The organism is Actinomyces sp. S4-C9, assembly GCF_000758775.1.
GTDB classification, from domain to species: domain Bacteria; phylum Actinomycetota; class Actinomycetes; order Actinomycetales; family Actinomycetaceae; genus Gleimia; species Gleimia europaea.
Genome location: NZ_JRMU01000015.1, coordinates 1 through 17,466 on the forward strand (window position 1 = coordinate 1; position 17,466 = coordinate 17,466).

Annotated in this window: 13 protein-coding genes and 1 tRNA gene; 9 read left to right on the forward strand and 5 right to left on the reverse strand. The window is 57.5% G+C overall.

Translation table 11 applies throughout. The features are described from left to right. Window positions 1–191 precede the first annotated feature (191 nt). Complete coding sequence (locus tag HMPREF1628_RS06515; protein WP_034509720.1) at window positions 192–1,493, forward strand: MFS transporter; 1,302 nt, start codon at window positions 192–194, stop codon at window positions 1,491–1,493. Window positions 1,494–1,612: 119 nt separating this feature from the next. Here HMPREF1628_RS06515 and serC read toward each other — a convergent pair whose 3' ends face one another. Beyond that, window positions 1,613–2,737 (reverse strand): phosphoserine transaminase, encoded by a 1,125-nt coding sequence (gene serC, locus HMPREF1628_RS06520; protein WP_034509722.1) that lies wholly within the window; start codon window positions 2,735–2,737, stop codon window positions 1,613–1,615. A gap of 121 nt (window positions 2,738–2,858) precedes the next feature. Here serC and HMPREF1628_RS06525 point away from each other — a divergent pair, with 121 nt between their 5' ends. From HMPREF1628_RS06525 to HMPREF1628_RS06550, 6 genes are all read left to right on the forward strand, one after another. Next, window positions 2,859–3,554, forward strand: a complete 696-nt coding sequence (locus tag HMPREF1628_RS06525) for a metal-dependent transcriptional regulator (RefSeq protein ID WP_034509724.1) — start codon at window positions 2,859–2,861, stop codon at window positions 3,552–3,554. Between the two features lie 111 nt (window positions 3,555–3,665). Next, a complete protein-coding gene (locus tag HMPREF1628_RS09260) occupies window positions 3,666–4,409 on the forward strand; it encodes a C40 family peptidase (RefSeq protein ID WP_052038955.1) in 744 nt (247 codons plus the stop codon). A 129-nt stretch (window positions 4,410–4,538) separates the two neighbouring features. Continuing rightward, the gene (locus tag HMPREF1628_RS06535; RefSeq protein WP_034509727.1) at window positions 4,539–5,468 is read left to right on the forward strand and encodes a universal stress protein; all 930 of its coding nucleotides are present in this window, start codon (window positions 4,539–4,541) and stop codon (window positions 5,466–5,468) included. A gap of 74 nt (window positions 5,469–5,542) precedes the next feature. Beyond that, window positions 5,543–5,615, forward strand: a tRNA-Arg gene (locus tag HMPREF1628_RS06540). 19 nt (window positions 5,616–5,634) lie between these two features. Then, window positions 5,635–6,213 (forward strand): GNAT family N-acetyltransferase, encoded by a 579-nt coding sequence (locus HMPREF1628_RS06545; RefSeq protein ID WP_232219406.1) that lies wholly within the window; start codon window positions 5,635–5,637, stop codon window positions 6,211–6,213. A 101-nt stretch (window positions 6,214–6,314) separates the two neighbouring features. Continuing rightward, window positions 6,315–7,010 (forward strand): HNH endonuclease family protein, encoded by a 696-nt coding sequence (locus tag HMPREF1628_RS06550; RefSeq protein ID WP_232219407.1) that lies wholly within the window; start codon window positions 6,315–6,317, stop codon window positions 7,008–7,010. Window positions 7,011–7,208: 198 nt separating this feature from the next. Here HMPREF1628_RS06550 and HMPREF1628_RS06555 read toward each other — a convergent pair whose 3' ends face one another. Further along, on the reverse strand, window positions 7,209–9,431 hold the full coding sequence (locus HMPREF1628_RS06555; protein WP_034509731.1) for an NADP-dependent isocitrate dehydrogenase: 2,223 nt from the start codon (window positions 9,429–9,431) through the stop codon (window positions 7,209–7,211). 152 nt (window positions 9,432–9,583) lie between these two features. Between HMPREF1628_RS06555 and HMPREF1628_RS06560 the strand changes: the two genes are divergently transcribed. Next, entirely contained in the window at window positions 9,584–14,110 is a 4,527-nt protein-coding gene (locus tag HMPREF1628_RS06560) for a prevent-host-death family protein (protein ID WP_156956919.1), read from the forward strand. Then, the gene (locus HMPREF1628_RS09010; RefSeq protein ID WP_156956921.1) at window positions 14,100–14,363 is read left to right on the forward strand and encodes a hypothetical protein; all 264 of its coding nucleotides are present in this window, start codon (window positions 14,100–14,102) and stop codon (window positions 14,361–14,363) included. The genes HMPREF1628_RS06560 and HMPREF1628_RS09010 overlap by 11 nt, the downstream gene beginning before the upstream one ends. A gap of 707 nt (window positions 14,364–15,070) precedes the next feature. On the opposite strand, the gene mscL is transcribed toward HMPREF1628_RS09010, so the two are convergent. The 3 genes from mscL to HMPREF1628_RS08695 all read right to left on the reverse strand — a co-directional run bounded on the left by mscL (window position 15,071) and on the right by HMPREF1628_RS08695 (window position 17,180). Beyond that, complete coding sequence (gene mscL, locus HMPREF1628_RS06570; protein ID WP_034509737.1) at window positions 15,071–15,478, reverse strand: large conductance mechanosensitive channel protein MscL; 408 nt, start codon at window positions 15,476–15,478, stop codon at window positions 15,071–15,073. 168 nt (window positions 15,479–15,646) lie between these two features. Continuing rightward, window positions 15,647–16,267, reverse strand: coding sequence for an SAF domain-containing protein (locus tag HMPREF1628_RS06575; protein ID WP_198030419.1), 621 nt, complete (start codon window positions 16,265–16,267; stop codon window positions 15,647–15,649). A gap of 142 nt (window positions 16,268–16,409) precedes the next feature. Further along, on the reverse strand, window positions 16,410–17,180 hold the full coding sequence (locus HMPREF1628_RS08695; protein ID WP_052038957.1) for a 5-formyltetrahydrofolate cyclo-ligase: 771 nt from the start codon (window positions 17,178–17,180) through the stop codon (window positions 16,410–16,412). Window positions 17,181–17,466 lie beyond the last annotated feature (286 nt).

Below are 17,466 nucleotides of genomic sequence, written 5' to 3' on the forward strand. Positions count from 1 at the left end.
TCGCGAAGATAACCTCTTCGCGAGCCGCATTAGAATTCTGCGCAAAACATGCGGGTCAGGGAGGAACCAGGTTCCTCGCGTTTGCCGACACAGGTCCAGATGTTCACAGAACAAGATGGATCCTCAAGCGGCTGCCTTGACGTAGCGGCGCGCAAACGATGCTGGCATTATTGAAAAAGGAGGTATACGAGGTGTCAAAAACGTTCGAATCATTAAAGTACTTCAACTACAGACTATGGTTCGGCGCCAACATCATCTCCTCCACCGGCATGTGGATGCAGCGCATCGCGCAAGACTGGGTGGTGCTCACCGTCCTCACCCAAGGTTCTGGCACCGCAATCGGTATTACCACCGCCCTCCAATTCCTGCCCATTCTTTTATTCAGCCCGTGGGCTGGTGTGATCGTAGACCGCGTGAACCGCAGAAACCTGATCCAGTTCACGCAGGGCATGATTGGCCTCACGTCACTCATTTTAGGTGTCCTCATTCTGACGAATACGGCGCAACTGTGGCACGTTTACGTCCTTGCATTCCTCGCAGGGATACTCTCCACCATCGATGCGCCTGCCCGCCAAACCTTTGTATCCGAACTCGTTCCGCTTGGATCCCTCCCGAACGCAGTGGGCCTCAACTCGGCAGCATTCAACGTTGCTCGCCTAATTGGGCCTGCCCTTGCCGGCCTCGTCATCGAATGGGTTGGGCCAGGCTGGGTATTCATCGTCAACCTGCTTCTATTTGCCGCTCCCGTAACCGCGGTAGCTTTGATGAATAAGAACCTGCTTACCCCCGCCAGCCGGGTGAAGCGAGAAAGCGGGCAGATTCGCGAAGGCGTTCGCTACGTCGTGGGCCGCACCGACATTGTGGTCATCATGATCGTGGCCGGAACGGTGTCTGCATTCACGATGAACTTCCAGCTCACCTCCGCCGTCATGGCCACCGAGGTTTATGGGAAGGGCGCTGGTGAATACGGCATCCTCGGATCATTCATGGCCATCGGATCGCTCACGGGCGCGCTTCTTGCTGCGCGCCGCAAGTTCCCTCGCGTGCGCCTCGTAGTTGTCTCCGCATTCCTCTTCGGACTGTGCGACATCGCGCTCGCGTTAGCACCCACCTACGAGTTGTTTGTGCTCATCGCCATCCCTACTGGCCTAGCTATGCTCACGATGATCACGTCTGCTAACGCCGCCATACAAATCTCCACCGATCCTGCCATGCGAGGGCGCGTCATGTCGCTTTACCTCATGGTTTACATGGGGTCTACGCCCATTGGGGCGCCTATCATCGGCTGGGTTGCTGACACCTGGGGAGGGCCCTGGTCGCTGGCCGTAGGAGGGATATCGGCGGTTATCGTCTCGGTTGCCGCCGCCATCTGGGCCATAAAGTCTTGGGACGTGCGCATCAAAGCCAGCTGGTCTCGCCGGCCCATCACCACCTACGGCCCGCGTGAGCGCGCACGCGACCTCGAAACTGGCGGCGACCAGCCCATGGATTAGAACGCTCTTTACAACAATCATGTGGCCTCGACAAACAAATGTCGAGGCCACATGATTGGACGCTGTTAGCGAAGCCGGCTTGGCCTCATAAAATCAAACGTCAAGTGCTTGGCAGGACACTACAGGCGGTCAACTACAAAGTCGATGCAACGCAACAGGGCCGAAACATCTTGCGGATCCACCGATGGGAACGCGCCAATACGTAACTGATTGCGGCCCAGCTTGCGGTACGGGTCCACATCAACCACTCCATTATCGCGCAAAACTTGCGAAACTGCGGACGCATCCACGCCCTCAAAATCAATGGTTGCCACAACCGGAGAACGCAGCCCCGGGTCAACCACGAAGGGCGCGGCGAACTTGCTGTGCTCAGCCCACATGTAAATCAAATCGGTTGATGCTTTCGAACGCTTCGCCGTTGCATCCAAACCACCGAGGGCCAGCATCCACTCAAGCTGCACATGCATCATAAGTAGCGTTGCCAAAGCGGGCGTATTCAACGTTTGGTCCTTGCGCGAGTTATCAATCGCTATCGAAAGGTCCAAGAACTGGGGCATCCACCTGCCAGAATCAGCGTGCAACTGTTGAGCGCGTTCAATGGCCGCGGGGGAGAGAATCGCAAACCAAATGCCGCCGTCGGAGCCAAAACACTTTTGCGGAGCAAAATAGTAGGCGTCAGTTTGTGAAATATCCACGCTGGCCCCGCCAGCAGCCGAAGTTGCATCCACCAAGCACAGACCTCCCGGAGTGCGCTTCACGGGAGAAATAACGCCAGTGGACGTCTCGTGGTGCGGCCAAGCGTACACGTCCGCGTCCGCAACCGGCTCAACCGTTGCAAGCTGCCCGGCAGGAGCATCAAAGCGCGCAGGCTCGTCCAAGAACGGGGCGCGGACGGCCTCCTCGAAAAATTTTGAACCGAACTCACCAAACGTTGCGTGTGCGGAACGCTTCCTAATTAGCGAGGTGGTGGCCACCGCCCAAAATGCCGTGGAACCACCATTTCCCAACACAACTTCATAACCGTCGGGTATGTCGAACAGGCGCGCAATCATCTCGCGCACCTCGCCCACAACGTTGCGCACCGGCGGCTTGCGATGGCTCGTGCCCATAATTAGATGAGGGGACCTTGGCGTATTCCCGTCAGCTAAACGGTCAATTTGTTCCTTGCGAACAAGCGAAGGTCCGGAACCGAAACGCCCGTCTTTCGGTAAAAGATCAAATGGAATCTGTATTTTGGTCGCCATACTGAAGAATCTAGTCGAATATGGTTCATTTATGGCAACAGGTCAATAAATGGACCGAAAACAAAAAGGGGCGCGACGTGTGCCCCGCGTTATGGTGTGGAGACGAAAAGACGGGGAAACAATGCGCGATTTGATCGACACCACCGAGATGTATCTGAAAACCATCTACGAGCTCGAAGAAGATGGAATCACTCCCATGCGGGCGCGTATCGTTGAGCGCCTCGGGCATTCCGGGCCCACCGTGTCTCAAACCATTGCGCGAATGGAGCGCGACGGCCTCGTAATCGTTGAAGAGGATCGCACCCTAACTTTGACCGGTGAAGGCGAGGGGCTGGCAGTCGAAGTCATGCGCAAGCATCGCCTGGCTGAACGCCTGCTGGTTGATGTCATCGGTTTTGATTGGACTCTCGCGCACGAAGAGGCATGTCGCTGGGAGCACGTAATGTCAGACAGGGTTGAGCATAAGCTCAAAGAGATACTGGACTGCACTAAGAAGGACCCCTACGGCAATCCGGTACCGGGGGAATGGGAACTACCTGAAGGTCTCATATCCCTCTTAGATGTTCACGCCAGCCTTGCCGAAGGTGAGTCTTTGATCGCGGAACTTGCCCGCCTGGGCGAGCCTGTGCAATCGGAAGTGGGTGCGCTGAGCGCCCTCGACGATATCAAAATGAGACCAGGCGATGAGATCTCGATCACCCTCAATGACGGGGAGCTGATGCTGTCTCAAAATGGTAAACCCGCGAAAGGAAAGGGATCCGTGGCTGTTCCGCAATGGGCTGAGCCGCACATATTCGTTCAGGTGAGTAATCAATAAGTGGAACTGTTCACAACTTCGTTATCGTTACGTGACATTTTGGGTGCAAGTTGGTTAAAGTGGATTTGTTACTCAAAAACCTAAATAAGGCACCTTCTAAGGGAGAATATTTTGGCTAAGAAGATCGAGGCACGGCACCGCCGAGCATGCCGTCCCGTGACGCCTCTAACGGACATTACTGAATCGCTCAGCCCCGTACGCGGCGTTGCATCGGTTTCCGCAACCGGACTTGCACTCACCGTTCTTGGTGGTGGTATCGCAACTGCAGCTCCTGACTCGGCTATAGACCTCGCTCCCAAAGCGCCTCCCACCATTCAGGAAGGTCGCATCGCGCAGGTAAATCCCGTCCTCACCGCTCCGGCAGACCTCGCATGGGCATCCGGTGACGACCTATCGGTAAGCGTTGAGATTGTCGAAGAGGTAGTTGAAGAGAACCTTCTTAATGGTCGCGATCAGGCTGCGGACCGCGGTTATGAGCGCGAGTCGTTCCAGCAGGGCCAGACGGCTCCGGTCTCGATCCCGTCAGCTAGCGCTTCTTCAGCGGTTGGCATTGCTGCGCAGTACATTGGCGTTCCCTACGTTTGGGGGGGCGCTTCCCCGAGCGGTTTCGACTGCTCCGGCCTCGTGTCCTACGTATACGGACAGCTGGGCTACAGCCTCCCGCACTCCTCCTACGGAATCGGTTCTTCCGGCACGCACATTCCGGCTTCCGAAGCGGCTCCTGGTGACATCGTCTACTACGGTGGCCACGTTGGTATCTACGCGGGCAACGGCATGATGATCCACTCTCCCGAACCTGGCCGAAGCGTTGAATACGCTGCGGTTTACGGAGCTCCGAGCTACGTGCGCCTCTAAGGTTTGACGAAAAAGTCCCAGCGATAGGCTGGGGCTTTTTCGTACTCAAAATGTAAACCCGTTCAGTACGGCTCACTTTTTTTGCCAACTGTGTGCAAAATAGAGGTGAACGCTATAAGGGAGGCAACAATGGCTGGGCAGAAAGTAATCCTCGTTGGGGTAGACGGGTCTGCAGAGGCCAACATGGCACTCGATTGGGGAGCGGCTCGAGCAAAAGAGGACGGCTCTCTCGTTCACGTGGTCTGCACCTACGCCCTCGCCTCATATTCGGCAGCCGCCCTTGACGGAGGATACGCGGCCCTTGACGATGACGCCCTTCAACAGGGTGCGCAAAAAGCAGTTGATCACGGGTTGGAAAGGCTTCGTAGCCACGGCCTCACCGAAGTTACCGGCACCACTGAGCCGGGCGATGCGACCAGCGTCCTCGTGCAACTATCGGAAGAAGTAGACCTGATTGTTGTTGGATCGCGCGGGGGTGGAGGCATTGCAGATAGGCTCCTCGGTACCGTTTCCTCGGCGCTCCCTGCCCATGCGAAATGCCCCGTGGTTGTGGTTCCGCGTCACACGTCCGGCTCTCCCTTCTGGCCCATTAAACGCATCGTAGCTGGCGTTGACGGCTCGCGAACCGCTCACACCGCCCTCGAAAAAGCAGTTGACGAGGCTGCGCTATGGGGTGCGCAAGTTGATGCGATCGCCGCTGTTCCAATTGCCACGGGTGCGGGCATGCTCTCTTGGGTGCCCACAACCATCGACCGCGAGCGCCTTTATGAAGAAATGGAAGAGGAACTTGCCGCGGCATGCGCCAAAGTTGTGGGGGACCGTGATGTGACGGTTAAACGGCACATCATTGACGGATCGCCGGCGGAGCTTCTGACAGAGTTCTCAACCGCTGTTGACCTCGTGGTTGTAGGCACAAGAGGACGAGGGGGATTTGCTGGCCTATTGCTCGGATCGACTTCGCAAATCGTACTAACTCACTCCACGTGCCCGGTTATGACCGTGCCATCCGCGCGCGGCACCGAGTCTGATAGTGTCAGCACGCCGTGGGAGCGGCGCTGACACTGAGCTGTAACTGCCAGGTGTTTGCGCATTCACGCGCCGGCGCCCGCTCGTGGTAGGCTTTTTCAGGTTAAGCCCTCGTAGCTCAGGGGATAGAGCACCGCTCTCCTAAAGCGGGTGTCGGACGTTCGAATCGTCTCGAGGGCACTAAAGCGGCTTTGCTCCAATGAAAACGGCGAGAATTGGCGAGGTTTTGATGGAAGAAAACTCCGAGGTTCTGGCCGTGGGGCTACGCCGACTCCGCTCATCCGACGCTCCACAGGTCTACCAAGCTTTTGCGTCTAATGCTGATATGGCGCGGCAGGGAGATGTCTCGACTCTCGCCCAGGCGCAGGCTTATATCGATGCGCTGATAGCTACGCAATCACCTCATGAGTCATGGGCCGTGGTCGAGGAAGACACGCTTGTTGGCCTCGTGTGCGTATCCGTCGACGAGGAAAACCTGAACGGTTGGTTTTGGTACTGGATGGCAGAGGATGCCCGCGGTCGCGGGTGGATGAGCCGGGCCGCCGCGACGGTTGCTAACTGGGCTCTGACAACGCGCGGTCTGGAGCGTCTCGAGCTGGGCCACCGGGTGAATAACCCCGCATCAGGCGCGGTGGCTCGTAGAGCGGGTTTTATTAAAGAGGGAACGGAGCGCCAGAAGTTCCTCATTGGTGGGCAGCGGATTGACGTTGACACGTATGGGCGGCTCGCTTCTGATCCGCAACCACCAATTAACGGCTTGGTTCTGCTTGAGGATTAGGCCCTGTCAGGGCCCGTCCACACCATCCTTGTAACAGGGTTCGTACACATCCCGGCTGGTCCAAGTGGCTTTTCAAGGCAAAGCTAGGCATGGTGATCTATGTGAAGAAAGCAAAACCCGGCGATGTCCTCGTGCTATTTTTAGTACTTGCAATTGGTGTAACCGTAGCCATTTGGGCTGGCTTGTTGCGCTTTGATGGGGCGCAAGCTGAGGACGTGCCCATGTCGAAAGTGCGCGACGAACTCATGGCGCTTGAAGTTAGCGGGTGGGTGGACGCTCCGCCCTACGAACGCGCGGAATTCGGTGAGCCGTGGGCTGACGTGGACGTGAACGGGTGCGACACTCGAAACGATATTTTGGCGCGGGACATGGAACGCGTGGTTTTTCGACCCAACTCCAGGTGCGTGGTGGCAGCCGGGATCTTGAATGACCCGTACACGGGAAGCGAGCTGTATTTTGAGCGCGGAGATAAAACGTCCCCACTGGTTCAAATAGACCACGTTGTGCCGCTTTCTAACGCGTGGTTTGCAGGCGCCTGGCAGTGGGATGTGGCCAAACGGGAACAGTTTGCGAACGACCCGCAAAACCTCCTAGCCGTGGATGGGCAAGCCAACGAAGATAAAGCGAATCTGACGGCCGATAAGTGGCTACCCAAAAACTCCGACTACCACTGTGCGTATGTGGCCAGGCAAGTACACGTCAAATACGTGTGGGGGCTTAGCGTGAAAGAAAAAGAGCGGCAAGCCATGATCGATGTGCTCTCCAAATGCCCGGTAGTGGAAGTTCCAACCCGGTAGAAACATTAGGTCAACTCCGGGCTTATGTGCAGTTGAACTTAAGGCTGTGGCGGGAAAGTTAATCCCGAAGGGTGCGTGCCGGCCGTGGAGCGCAAGCGCGCATATGACGAAGGGGGCGGGGAACTAAGTTTAGGGTTCCCCACCCCCCCCTTAGTCGGTTAACTACAGCCTCGTGGCACTAACGCTAGTGCGAGCCGGCTACTTGCGTAGCTGATCAATAATCTGATTCAGCGTCTGCGACGGACGCATTACGGCGGAGGTCTTTTCCGTGTTCGGACGGTAGTAGCCTCCAATATCTGCAGGGTGTCCCTGCGCGGCGATAAGCTCGTCGTTAATCTTGTCCGCATTCTCACGCAGCGCAATCGCAATCGACGCGAAAGTACGGGCGAGGTCCACGTCCTCAGTCTGGTTGGCCAGAGCCTCCGCCCAGTACACCGCCAGCCACATGTGTGAACCTCGGTTATCAATCTGACCGAGCTTGCGGGCTGGAGACTTGCCCTCACTAAGTACCAGCTCCGTTGCCTCATCTAGCGCAGAAGCGAGGATCTGCGCTCGCGGGTTGTCATCAAACCGCGACAGGTGGCGTAGCGACTCGGCCAAGGCAAGGAACTCGCCCAGCGAATCCCAACGCAGGTAGTTCTCCTTGAGCAACTGCTGCACGTGCTTGGGGGCAGAACCGCCCGCCCCCGTTTCAAACAGTCCGCCACCATTCATAAGCGGCACCACCGAAAGCATTTTCGCGGACGTGCCAAGCTCAAGGATGGGGAACAGGTCCGTGTTGTAATCGCGAAGCACGTTGCCCGTCACGCCAATCGTGTCCAAACCATCACGCATGCGCGCAACCGATAGCTTCGCCGCCTCAACCGGGTCGAGGATCGAAATCGATAGGCCTTCGGTGTCGTGCTCCGGCAGGTATTTCTCAACCTTCTCAATAAGAGCGGCGTCGTGTGCACGCTCAGGATCCAGCCAGAAAACAGCCGGGGTGGAGGAGAGGCGAGCGCGGGTTACCGCAAGCTTCACCCAGTTACGGATCGGTTCGTCCTTTGTCTGGCATGCGCGCCAAATATCGCCGGCCTGCACCTCGTGCGACATCAGCACCTCGCCGGCTGAATTGACAACCTCCACGGTGCCATCGGCAGGAATCTCGAAGGTCTTGTCGTGCGAGCCATACTCTTCTGCCTTTTGCGCCATTAGGCCCACGTTTGGAACCGTTCCCATCGTGCGCGGATCTAGCGCTCCGTTGGCCTGACAATCCTCGATCACCGCCTGGTAGACGCCCGCGTAAGACGAATCGGGGATCACGGCAATCGTGTCGTCCTCCTCGCCGCTTGGGCCCCACAGCTTTCCGCCATTGCGGATCATCGCGGGCATCGACGCATCAATAATCACGTCGGAGGGCACGTGCAGATTCGTGATTCCTCGATCAGAATCAACCATTGACAGGCGAGGACCAGCTGCAATCGCGTCCGCAAACGCCTTGCGGATCTCGACGGCGTCCTCCACCTTGCCCTCGTCAAGCGCAGCGAAAATCGTTCCGAGGCCGTCATTGGGGGATAGGCCAGCCGCCTGTAACTGCGAGCCAAACTTATCAAACACATCCTTGAAGAAAACGCGAACCACGTGGCCAAAGATGATTGGATCAGACACCTTCATCATCGTTGCCTTCAGATGCACCGAGAAGAGGACATCCTTGTTCTTGGCGCGCGTAATCTCCTTTGCGATGAACTCCTCAAGCGCTGCAACCGACATGAAAGTGGCGTCAACAACCTCGCCCTCTAGAACCGGTAGGGAATCCTTCAGCACAGTGGTTTGTCCATCGCGGCTACGCAAACGAATCTGAAGAGTGTCAGCCTTGTCCAGCACAATCGACTTCTCGTTGGATTTGAAGTCATTCGCGCCCATCGTGGCGACCTCGGTGGCCGAGCTGGTGTTCCACTCGCCCATGCGGTGTGGGTGTTTGCGCGCGTAATTCTTCACTGCGATAGGAGCACGACGATCCGAGTTACCCTCACGCAACACCGGATTCACCGCTGAACCCTTCACGGAATCGTAACGAGCTTTCACATCCTGCTCATCGCTGTTCGCGGGAGAATCCGGATAATCCGGGAGGGCGAAACCAAGCCCTTGAAGCTCCTTCACCGCCGCCTTCAACTGGGGGATGGACGCCGAAATGTTAGGAAGCTTGATGATGTTAGCTTCTGGCTTCTTCGCCAAAGCGCCGAGCTCTGCAAGTGCGTCTTCAACCCGTTGCTCCGGTGGTAAACGATCCGAAAATGCGGCGAGGATGCGGCCCGCAAGAGAAATATCGCGAGTCTCAATATCGACTCCAGCGGCCCGCGCAAACGCCTCAATAATAGGAAGAAGTGAGTGTGTTGCAAGCATGGGGGCTTCATCAGTGTGAGTGTAAATGATGGTAGCCATCAGGGTTTCCTCTCCATTGGGTTCATCACGAGAATAACGAACAAAACCACGGTATTTTGCGCATTCAAAATAAGTATCTCACTCTTAAGTCTCTCGATGTCAAGAAATGTTGGTGGTGGTAGTCACGTTACAGAAAAGCGAGAAGCGCAGAAATGAAACGGTGCCGCCGCGCCTACATCTTCATGTCCGTCCTCTTCGATAGTGTTGACACCGTGGTATCTAGTTTTTTCTCTCGCCCAAAAGCGCAAGACCCGGACCGGTCCAAGAAGACCCGGTCCGACGAAACGACCCCAAATGGGAAGTCGAACAACGGACTTCAAAATAGGGAAGACCGTGCGCATGACGCAGCCAGCGGAGCTGACACGCGCTGGGTGGACGTTGAAGAGGTAACACCCAGCGCCCGCGAAGTAGACATGCGGCATGCGGTTGCTAAATGGGTGCGCGAGCTAGACGAAGTCACCCGGGAGTTCCTGCAGAACCCGAAGAGGTCAACACTCGACCTCACCTATGCGCACCCCGGTGGCATGGCGCAACTCTTCGCACTTCGTACAACGCCACTATCTCTACTTATACGCGAACCCAGCGAGGCCGAACGGGCCCGGGCAGTCGTGCGCTCCCTCATGAATCAATCTCGCGACGTTGCCGCCGCGCACGGCATGGCCCCCATCCACATGGCCTTCGGGCATGCCGCCTGGCAGTCTGAAACCGGTCCGCGCACCAGCCCCATGCTGCTGTGCCCCGCCGAACTTAAACTCGATGACGCGGGCGAACCTACCGTGCGCATCTCCAACATGCTTACCGTTGCTCCGGACCTCATCGAAGCCGCTGGCGCCTGCGGCGTCGAACTAGACACCACCTCCATCGAGAACGCGGCCCGGCAATCCCACGGCTTCACCGCCGCCCCCGCAATCACGCGGCTACGCAACGCCCTATCTGGCCTCCTACCCGGATTTAAGTCCGATGAACGCATGGAACTATCACTATTCCTGCACCCCGCATCAGGACTACAAGCAGAACTTCAAAACGCTGACGCGCTACTGCAATCCAACTTCGTGCTCGCGCTCGCAGGCAACAAACGGGCCGTTAGCGCGATCAAGAAAGAACTCGCTGAGCCCAACCCGTACGACCGCGATCCGTGGAAGGAACGCGGTATTGGAGACCAGCTACCAGAGACACTGGACCTGGTTGAAACGGTGGTTTCCGGTTCCAACGTCATGTTCGACACTCGCGGTGGAGCAAACCCCACGCCAGTGCTCGCCTCGATCGCCGCGGATGCCGCCGCAAACGGACGTAAAGTCCTCGTTGTCGGTGCAAGCAAGCACAGCGGTGAAGCCTTCTGGCGATACATGGACGAGTCCGGCTTATCGCACGCCGTGGCGCGAGTCGATAGCAGTAAGGACACGAAATCCAACCTCGTCATGGAACTCGAGCGGATCTTCCGCGACGAATCTCCCTTCGTGGACCGCGAATCCATTGAGCTCATGCGCACGCAATTGCGACGCGTACGCGAATCGCTAGCGGAGCACACCGAAGAGTTGCACCGGCCCGTGGCCGAATGGGGCGTATCCGCATACGACGCGCTTCAAGTGCTCACTGACCTCACTTCCACGCGGCCCGGTCCGCGCACCAAAGTGCGCCTCTCAGCCGACACTCTCACCGCCCTCGCGCAAGACACCGACGACCAAGCCAAAGACGCCTTACGAACAGCCTCTACCCAGGGTATGTTCACCAAGAGCGACGCCCATGACGCGTGGTTTGGTGCCGTCATCTCTTCGCCCGAGCAGGTAGGTCCCGTCCTCGAATTCGTTGCAAGACTTTCCACCGAATCGCTACCAAAACTACGCGTGGCCATGTCAACAACTGCCGGACAAACCGGGCTACATCCCGCAACAACATTCAAGGAATGGGAAAACCAGCTCGTCATGTTGGAGGGCGTACGCGAAGCTCTGGATGTATTCCAGCCCGCCATCTTTGAGCGCCCCATTGCCGACATGGTTATCGCCACCGCCTCCAAACAGTGGAGGCGCGACCACGGTTATCCGATGAAGCGCAGACAGCGCAAATACCTGGTCAAGGCTGCAAAAGACATGCTACGACCGGGCCGCTACGTTGAAGACCTCAACGACGAACTACGCAAAGTGCAACGCCAACGCGACGTGTGGCGCAAGCACCAGGCCGTTGACGGGTGGCCAAAAGTGCCCACCAACCTCGACGAGCTCAAACTGCAGGCCGCTGGTGTGCGCGAAGACCTCAAGCTCCTCGACGCGCACCTCGCCACTGCGCACGGGCCCCTGCAACGTATCGACGTTGGCGAGCTTTCACTACTGATTGACCGCCTCCACGCCGACCCGAATGGAGCGCGAGAGCTACCGGAACGTCTCGAAATCATGAAGACGCTCCACAAGTTCGGCCTCGACGCCCTCGTCAAAGACCTACGCGAGCGCAATGTGCCAGACTCTTTGATCGACAAAGAGCTTGACCTCGCATGGTGGGCGTCCGCGCTGGGCGTCATGCTAACCCGCGTGCCAAGCCTGGGCGGCTTCGACCCCGCTAACCTCCAAAGCCTGATTGGAGAGCTACAGCAGCTTGACCGCCAGCAGGTGCAGTCACTGGCCGCAGTTGCCTCCGACAAAATCCGACGCAGGCGCGTAGACCAGATGGCCCGCTACTTTGAAGAAGAAGCGCAACTACGCACCGAGCTCGGCAATGGAACGCTTGCGCCCGACGCGGCGGCATCACTTTATGCATCGTCGCCGCTCGTGCGCGCAATGTTCCCGATTCTTCTGACCGTGCCCGTGATGGTTCCACAGTTGCTACCACTGGGGCAAACGGTTGACCTCCTGGTTCTTGAGGACGTGAACCATTTGCCTCTGGCTGAGCTGGTGCCTCTACTTGCACGCGCACGCCAGGTCGTAATCAGTGCGGACTTGACGGACCCGACGCCAACCGTGGACGCGCTCCAACAGGTGACCGTAACCGCGCAGATTCACCCTGAACCCGTGCGCGTTAACGAGTATGTAGGGCGTCTATTCAACCGCTACCGCGTTGCACACATGGGCGTGCCCGTGCCGGTTCCGAGGGCGGGGTCGAAGCTCACTATCTCCTATGTCGACGGCCGGGGCATGCCAGCGCCCGACAAAGCTGCCGTTGAGTCCTCCGCTGCCGAAGTTGAGACTGTCACGGAAATGATCATCGAGCACGCACTGCTGTATCCCGAGAAATCACTCGCCGTACTCACCCTCAACGATGTGCACGCTGAGCGATTGCGCGCGAACTTGGATGCGATGGTTGCCACCTCGCCAGCCCTTGAATCTTTCTTTGAGCAGGAACGACCGGATCCATTCGTGATTGTCACGCCGAACTCGAACACGGATGTCATGCGCGATCGTGCGATCTTGTCGATTGGGTACGCGAAAACGCCGCATGGTCGAGTACTACACGACTTTGGAGAGATCTCGCAGGCCGGCGGCTTGGAGCTTCTGGCCCGTGTGCTAGGTTGTGCAGGCGACGAACTGAATATCGTCGCGGCCGTGCATCCCGCGCTGTTTGATAAAGACAGGTTCTCGAACGACGGGCCCAAACTGCTACTGGACCTCATGAGTAGCGCCGAAGTAGCCAGCGGTATTTCCTCCGAGGATCGTGATGCTACCGCTGAATCGAGCGGCGCGACCGCAGACTTCCAGGCGGCCTCCCAGGCGGGAGAGCCCGTCGACACCGGGACGGCGAACCTTGAGCCTGCTACGGCAGACGATACTGCCGCCCCCTCCGGTGAGGAAGTAACGGCCTCGTCGTCTTCTACGACTCAGACCCAAAACGGCACGCAGTGGCCAACGTTTGAAGCGAAACCCGATCAGCTTTTGATCGATCTCGCGGATCGGTTGTACTCGATTGGTTTGACGGTCATCCCTAACCTTGGGGTTGAAGGGGCGCTCCGCGTTCCACTGGCCATCGGGCACCCGGAGTTTCCAGACGAGTTACTGGTTGCGATCTTGACCGATGACGATACGTATGTTGCAGAGCGATCCTTGCGCCGCCGTGACCGCTACTGGCCAGAACTGCTGGAAGCAAACGGGTGGAAGACGCGAACAGAGCTCGCAATGGCTGTCTTCATTGACCCGCAGAAGGAAGCTGATGCGATCATTGACCTAGTCCTTGACGCCGTGGATGAGCGCATGGCTGCGAGGGCCCAAGCTGAGGCTGAAGCAATGGCTGTATCTGCGATTGACGAAGTTCCTGCACAGCCTGCTAATACTGCTGGGGATATTGATCCGAGTGAGAACGGTCCTCACCTCGCAGGTGAGGCTGGCGAGTCTGCCGATTCAGACGAGGGTCCTGCCGACTCGAATGAGGAGATGTTTGGCACGGAAACGGCGGCTCAGAAACTCGTGAGGCTGCAGGCTGATCGGGATATTCACGGTAGCGCAGAAGAGACCGTTTGGAGACCAAGCGGCGCCGAGCGGGGACGTCGACCGGAGGTCGCGGTAGGCTTGCCGCTCGCGGCTTACTCGGATGACCAGCTGGACGAGATCGCGATGTGGATCGTGTCGGATGGTGTGGAGCGCAGTGAAGATCAGATAGTGAACGAGATCCAAAGTGCGCTCGGCCTGACCAGGCGCGGTGCTCAAGTTGATGCCGTGTTGCGAAATGTTGCACGCAGGATTGCTCGCGATGACAACTGAATCCGCGAACGCAACGGGGGAAGGGCTGCCAGCCTCACCGGCTGTAAGCGCTCGCCCCGCGCATGTGCGCAGGCGGCGCCGGGCTGAGCGGATTTCACGAGCTGACCGGCAGATTATTGAGGACGGCGGAAGCCCATCGTGGGAGCAGATCTGCCCTCTTGAACCGCCGGCTTGGGACGGCAAACATGGTGAGCCAGTGGTGGAGTCAGCTCGTGACCGTGAGTTTCGGGAGAACAAACCGCCTCACTGGTAAGACGCCTTCTGTTCCTGAATCTAGCCTGCTCGGATTGCTGTAGGTTGCGCTACTGACCACCAGCCCCTCCATCTTGTGTGCGAGACCCAAAGTGCCATCCGAATACGGGTGCGAGACCCAAGCTGTCGCTCAGCAGCTTCCTCGCGTCCGAAACCGCGTCATAATTGCCCGTGTCTGCTTCTCCACCCGGTATTCAGACGGGAACTGCCGTTTCTGCCCCCGGTTTTTGCCAGTTTGAGTCGGAATGCCGTTGAAGGCTGCTTCCAGTGACGAGTATTCAGAGAAGAAGTGCTGTTCTTAGTCCTGTTTTCGCCGGTTTGGCTCTGAATACTGGTTGGCCGGCCGCCAAAACCGCATCCGTGAGTGAAACTGTCATTTTGGAGGCCGATTTTGCCAGTTTGGGTCTGAATACTGCGGGCGGGGTCGCTGCCATCCGCGATTGTGAGGGGAAGTACCGATTCGGGTAGGTGTTTTAGCCAGTTTGGGTCTGAATCGTTGCGCGGGGTGAGGCCGGGCAAGTGAGGCTGGCCGGAAAGGCATGGCGGGCAGGTAGATGAGACTGCTCGCATATGTGAAGGGTGGGCGGATGAGGGGTAGACAGATGGGGTGAAAGGATGAAGAAAAAGAAAGTCGGCGAACCCCAGAGGCTCGCCGACTTCGTCTTTCTCGGTCAGCTAACTTGAGCTGACCGAGAAAGACGGGCGTTTCTACTTATTGGATGCTCGTAGCTCATCGCGGATTTCTTCGAGCAGAGTGAGCTGCGCGTCGGGCTGTGGCTCTTCAGCTACCTCGTCGGCAACCTTCTGCTTGCGCTCGGCCCACTTGTTCATGGGCATAACAATGAAGAAGTACAGCGCGATGGCAACTAGTAGGAAGTTGATGATCGCATTGAGAAGCATGCCGGGCTGGACTATGGCGGGGTCTCCACCGATGCCGATGGTGAACTGTCCGACGTTGTCGAAGCGCGGCTGGCCAAAAATGCCGCCGATAAGCGGATTGATGATGTTGTCCGTTAGCGCGGTGACGATCTGCGTAAATGCCGCACCGATGACCATGCCGACTGCGAGGTCAATAGCGCTGCCTCGTGAAATGAATTCCTTGAAGCCTTGAATCAAGACTGCTCCTTGTAGTTGTGGGCTTGCTACCTTGTAGGCGCATGCTACGTATCTGTTGCAACGGTGTGTACGCTGATGGCGAGAACCGTGCTGGTGAATCCTAATCGATAGGGATTAGCAGCAGCGTTAACGAGGTGTTGGCGGGCTTGTTTGGAGTCTGCGTTGAACCTAGTGTTGGCTGGTGTTCACCAGCGTAATTGTAGCGGAGTCTGTAACTCCAGCAACTACGGGAGTGTCTTTGCGCGTGATTGCTAAGACCAGAGTCGCGGTTTGCGCCGCATTCCATTGGGTTTCTGCGGGTGTTGCGACTTTGGTCACAATCGCTCCTTGCGTCAGTAATTTCGCGGGGCAGCTGTGCGTCTCGTCTTCGCATGTAGCGGGTGAATAGATGTCTAAGGTGTCTCCTTGCGTGAATAGTGCTGCGACGTCTACGGGTACCGGAAGAGCGACCGTATCCCTCCCTTCCATGCTCTGTTCGGTGATTGCGACGTACGCGGTTCTTATTGGTGTTTCGGGTTCTATGGTGACGCTTGTTCGCAGGCCGACTACTAGGGCGGGATCATTTGCGACGTCCGGAGCAGCCCCGGCCACGTTAGACCGCATCTGAATGTCCCTATCTGTAATGATTTCGCCTGCGGGTATGCGTTTTGTTGCCACAACCGCGTTGGTTCCAAGCGGTTGTATGACTGCGATGAGTGTTAGAAATACTGCGATGGCCGCTACTGTGATTGCGATGACCGCCTGTTTCTCGCTGATCCAGTGCGCGACGGTTCGGAGTTTTTCTTTCACGGGCTCGATGATTTCAAGATTGTCGAGGCGGATATAGGCCTGTAAGAAAAGATGTGGATGCGCGATAGCGTGGTGAGCCTGTGGATATCGGCCTTGCCTGGGCAACGTTTTGCGTCCGCTTCAAGAATGAGGCCGCAAGAGGCTAGAAAAGCGCCCAACCTGCCTCGGTTATGACGCCGTCCATGCGAATGTCGTGCGCTTCGGCGGGGAGAAGGTCTCGGCTCACGTAGCTGTTTTGCGGTACTGCAGCAAAAAAGAGGACCGTGGGGTGCGCTTGTTTGATTGTAGCGAGGGCTCGGTCATACCACCCTCCGCCTTGTCCTAGCCTGACGCCGTCGTCGTCTACGGCCATTGCGGGCACTAGCACGAGGCTAACGGGTGGATCGATCCGTGCCGGGTCGCCGACTGGTGTTGGCTGGCTGCTGGAAACGAATCCGATGGGAAGTTCCGAAAGCGGCATGCCTTTAGCGTTGGAGACAACGGGGAACCAAACTTCTGTTCCAGATGCTTTGGAGGATGCAACGAATTTCCTGATGGACAGTTCCCCGGGGAGAGCTTCATATGCTGCAATTCCGCGCGGCAGATCCTGCTTTTGTAGCACCGGATTGAGGGCGTTCCAGATTTCGGTGGCGGCATGTGATCCATCAAGCCGCTGATGTGTGGCCTTACGTTGTTCTCTAAGGCTGGTTCTAAGCGCGCGCTTGGCTTCTTTGTGTTTTTCCGCGCGAACTGGTTCTAGGAGGGTTCGCAGGATTTCGATTTGCGAGGATTCCTTGCTTGCACGTATGGCCTCGTCAATGAATTTCTGGGTGGATGCTGGGATCGGCGAAGTGTGGCTGACTGCGCTTAGTGCGTGTAGCATCTCGCCACGTGCAATCTGAGCGGCTCCGCCCTGGTTACGGTAGGGTGACACCCTTTTTCTTGATTCAGACCCCATGTGTCCATTTTCGCACACGCATCTCGGGACGGGTGTCGGATACTGCCGCGATCAGGCCGCGCGTTCCCAAAGCTTGCAGAGCGCATTCACGATTCAGACGGGAACTGCTGTTTTGGAGGCTCTTTCCTGCCGTTTTGGGTCTGAATGCTGTTCAGGTTGTTGCAGCCAACCGGTATTCAGAGGGGAAGTGGCATTTTGGACGCCTATTTCGCCAGTTTGGGTCGGACTCGTTGATGAGGGGGCCAGCGCCACGGCACCTCGG

Excerpts from the sequence above, each read along its gene's own strand:
- serC (WP_034509722.1), bottom strand. The coding sequence starts at position 2,737 with ATGGCGACCAAAATACAGATTCCATTTGATCTTTTACCGAAAGACGGG.
- HMPREF1628_RS06525 (WP_034509724.1), top strand. The coding sequence starts at position 2,859 with ATGCGCGATTTGATCGACACCACCGAGATGTATCTGAAAACCATCTAC.
- HMPREF1628_RS06535 (WP_034509727.1), top strand. The coding sequence starts at position 4,539 with ATGGCTGGGCAGAAAGTAATCCTCGTTGGGGTAGACGGGTCTGCAGAG.
- HMPREF1628_RS06545 (WP_232219406.1), top strand. The coding sequence starts at position 5,635 with ATGAAAACGGCGAGAATTGGCGAGGTTTTGATGGAAGAAAACTCCGAG.
- HMPREF1628_RS06555 (WP_034509731.1), bottom strand. The coding sequence starts at position 9,431 with ATGGCTACCATCATTTACACTCACACTGATGAAGCCCCCATGCTTGCA.
- HMPREF1628_RS06560 (WP_156956919.1), top strand. The coding sequence starts at position 9,584 with ATGAAACGGTGCCGCCGCGCCTACATCTTCATGTCCGTCCTCTTCGAT.
- HMPREF1628_RS09010 (WP_156956921.1), top strand. The coding sequence starts at position 14,100 with ATGACAACTGAATCCGCGAACGCAACGGGGGAAGGGCTGCCAGCCTCA.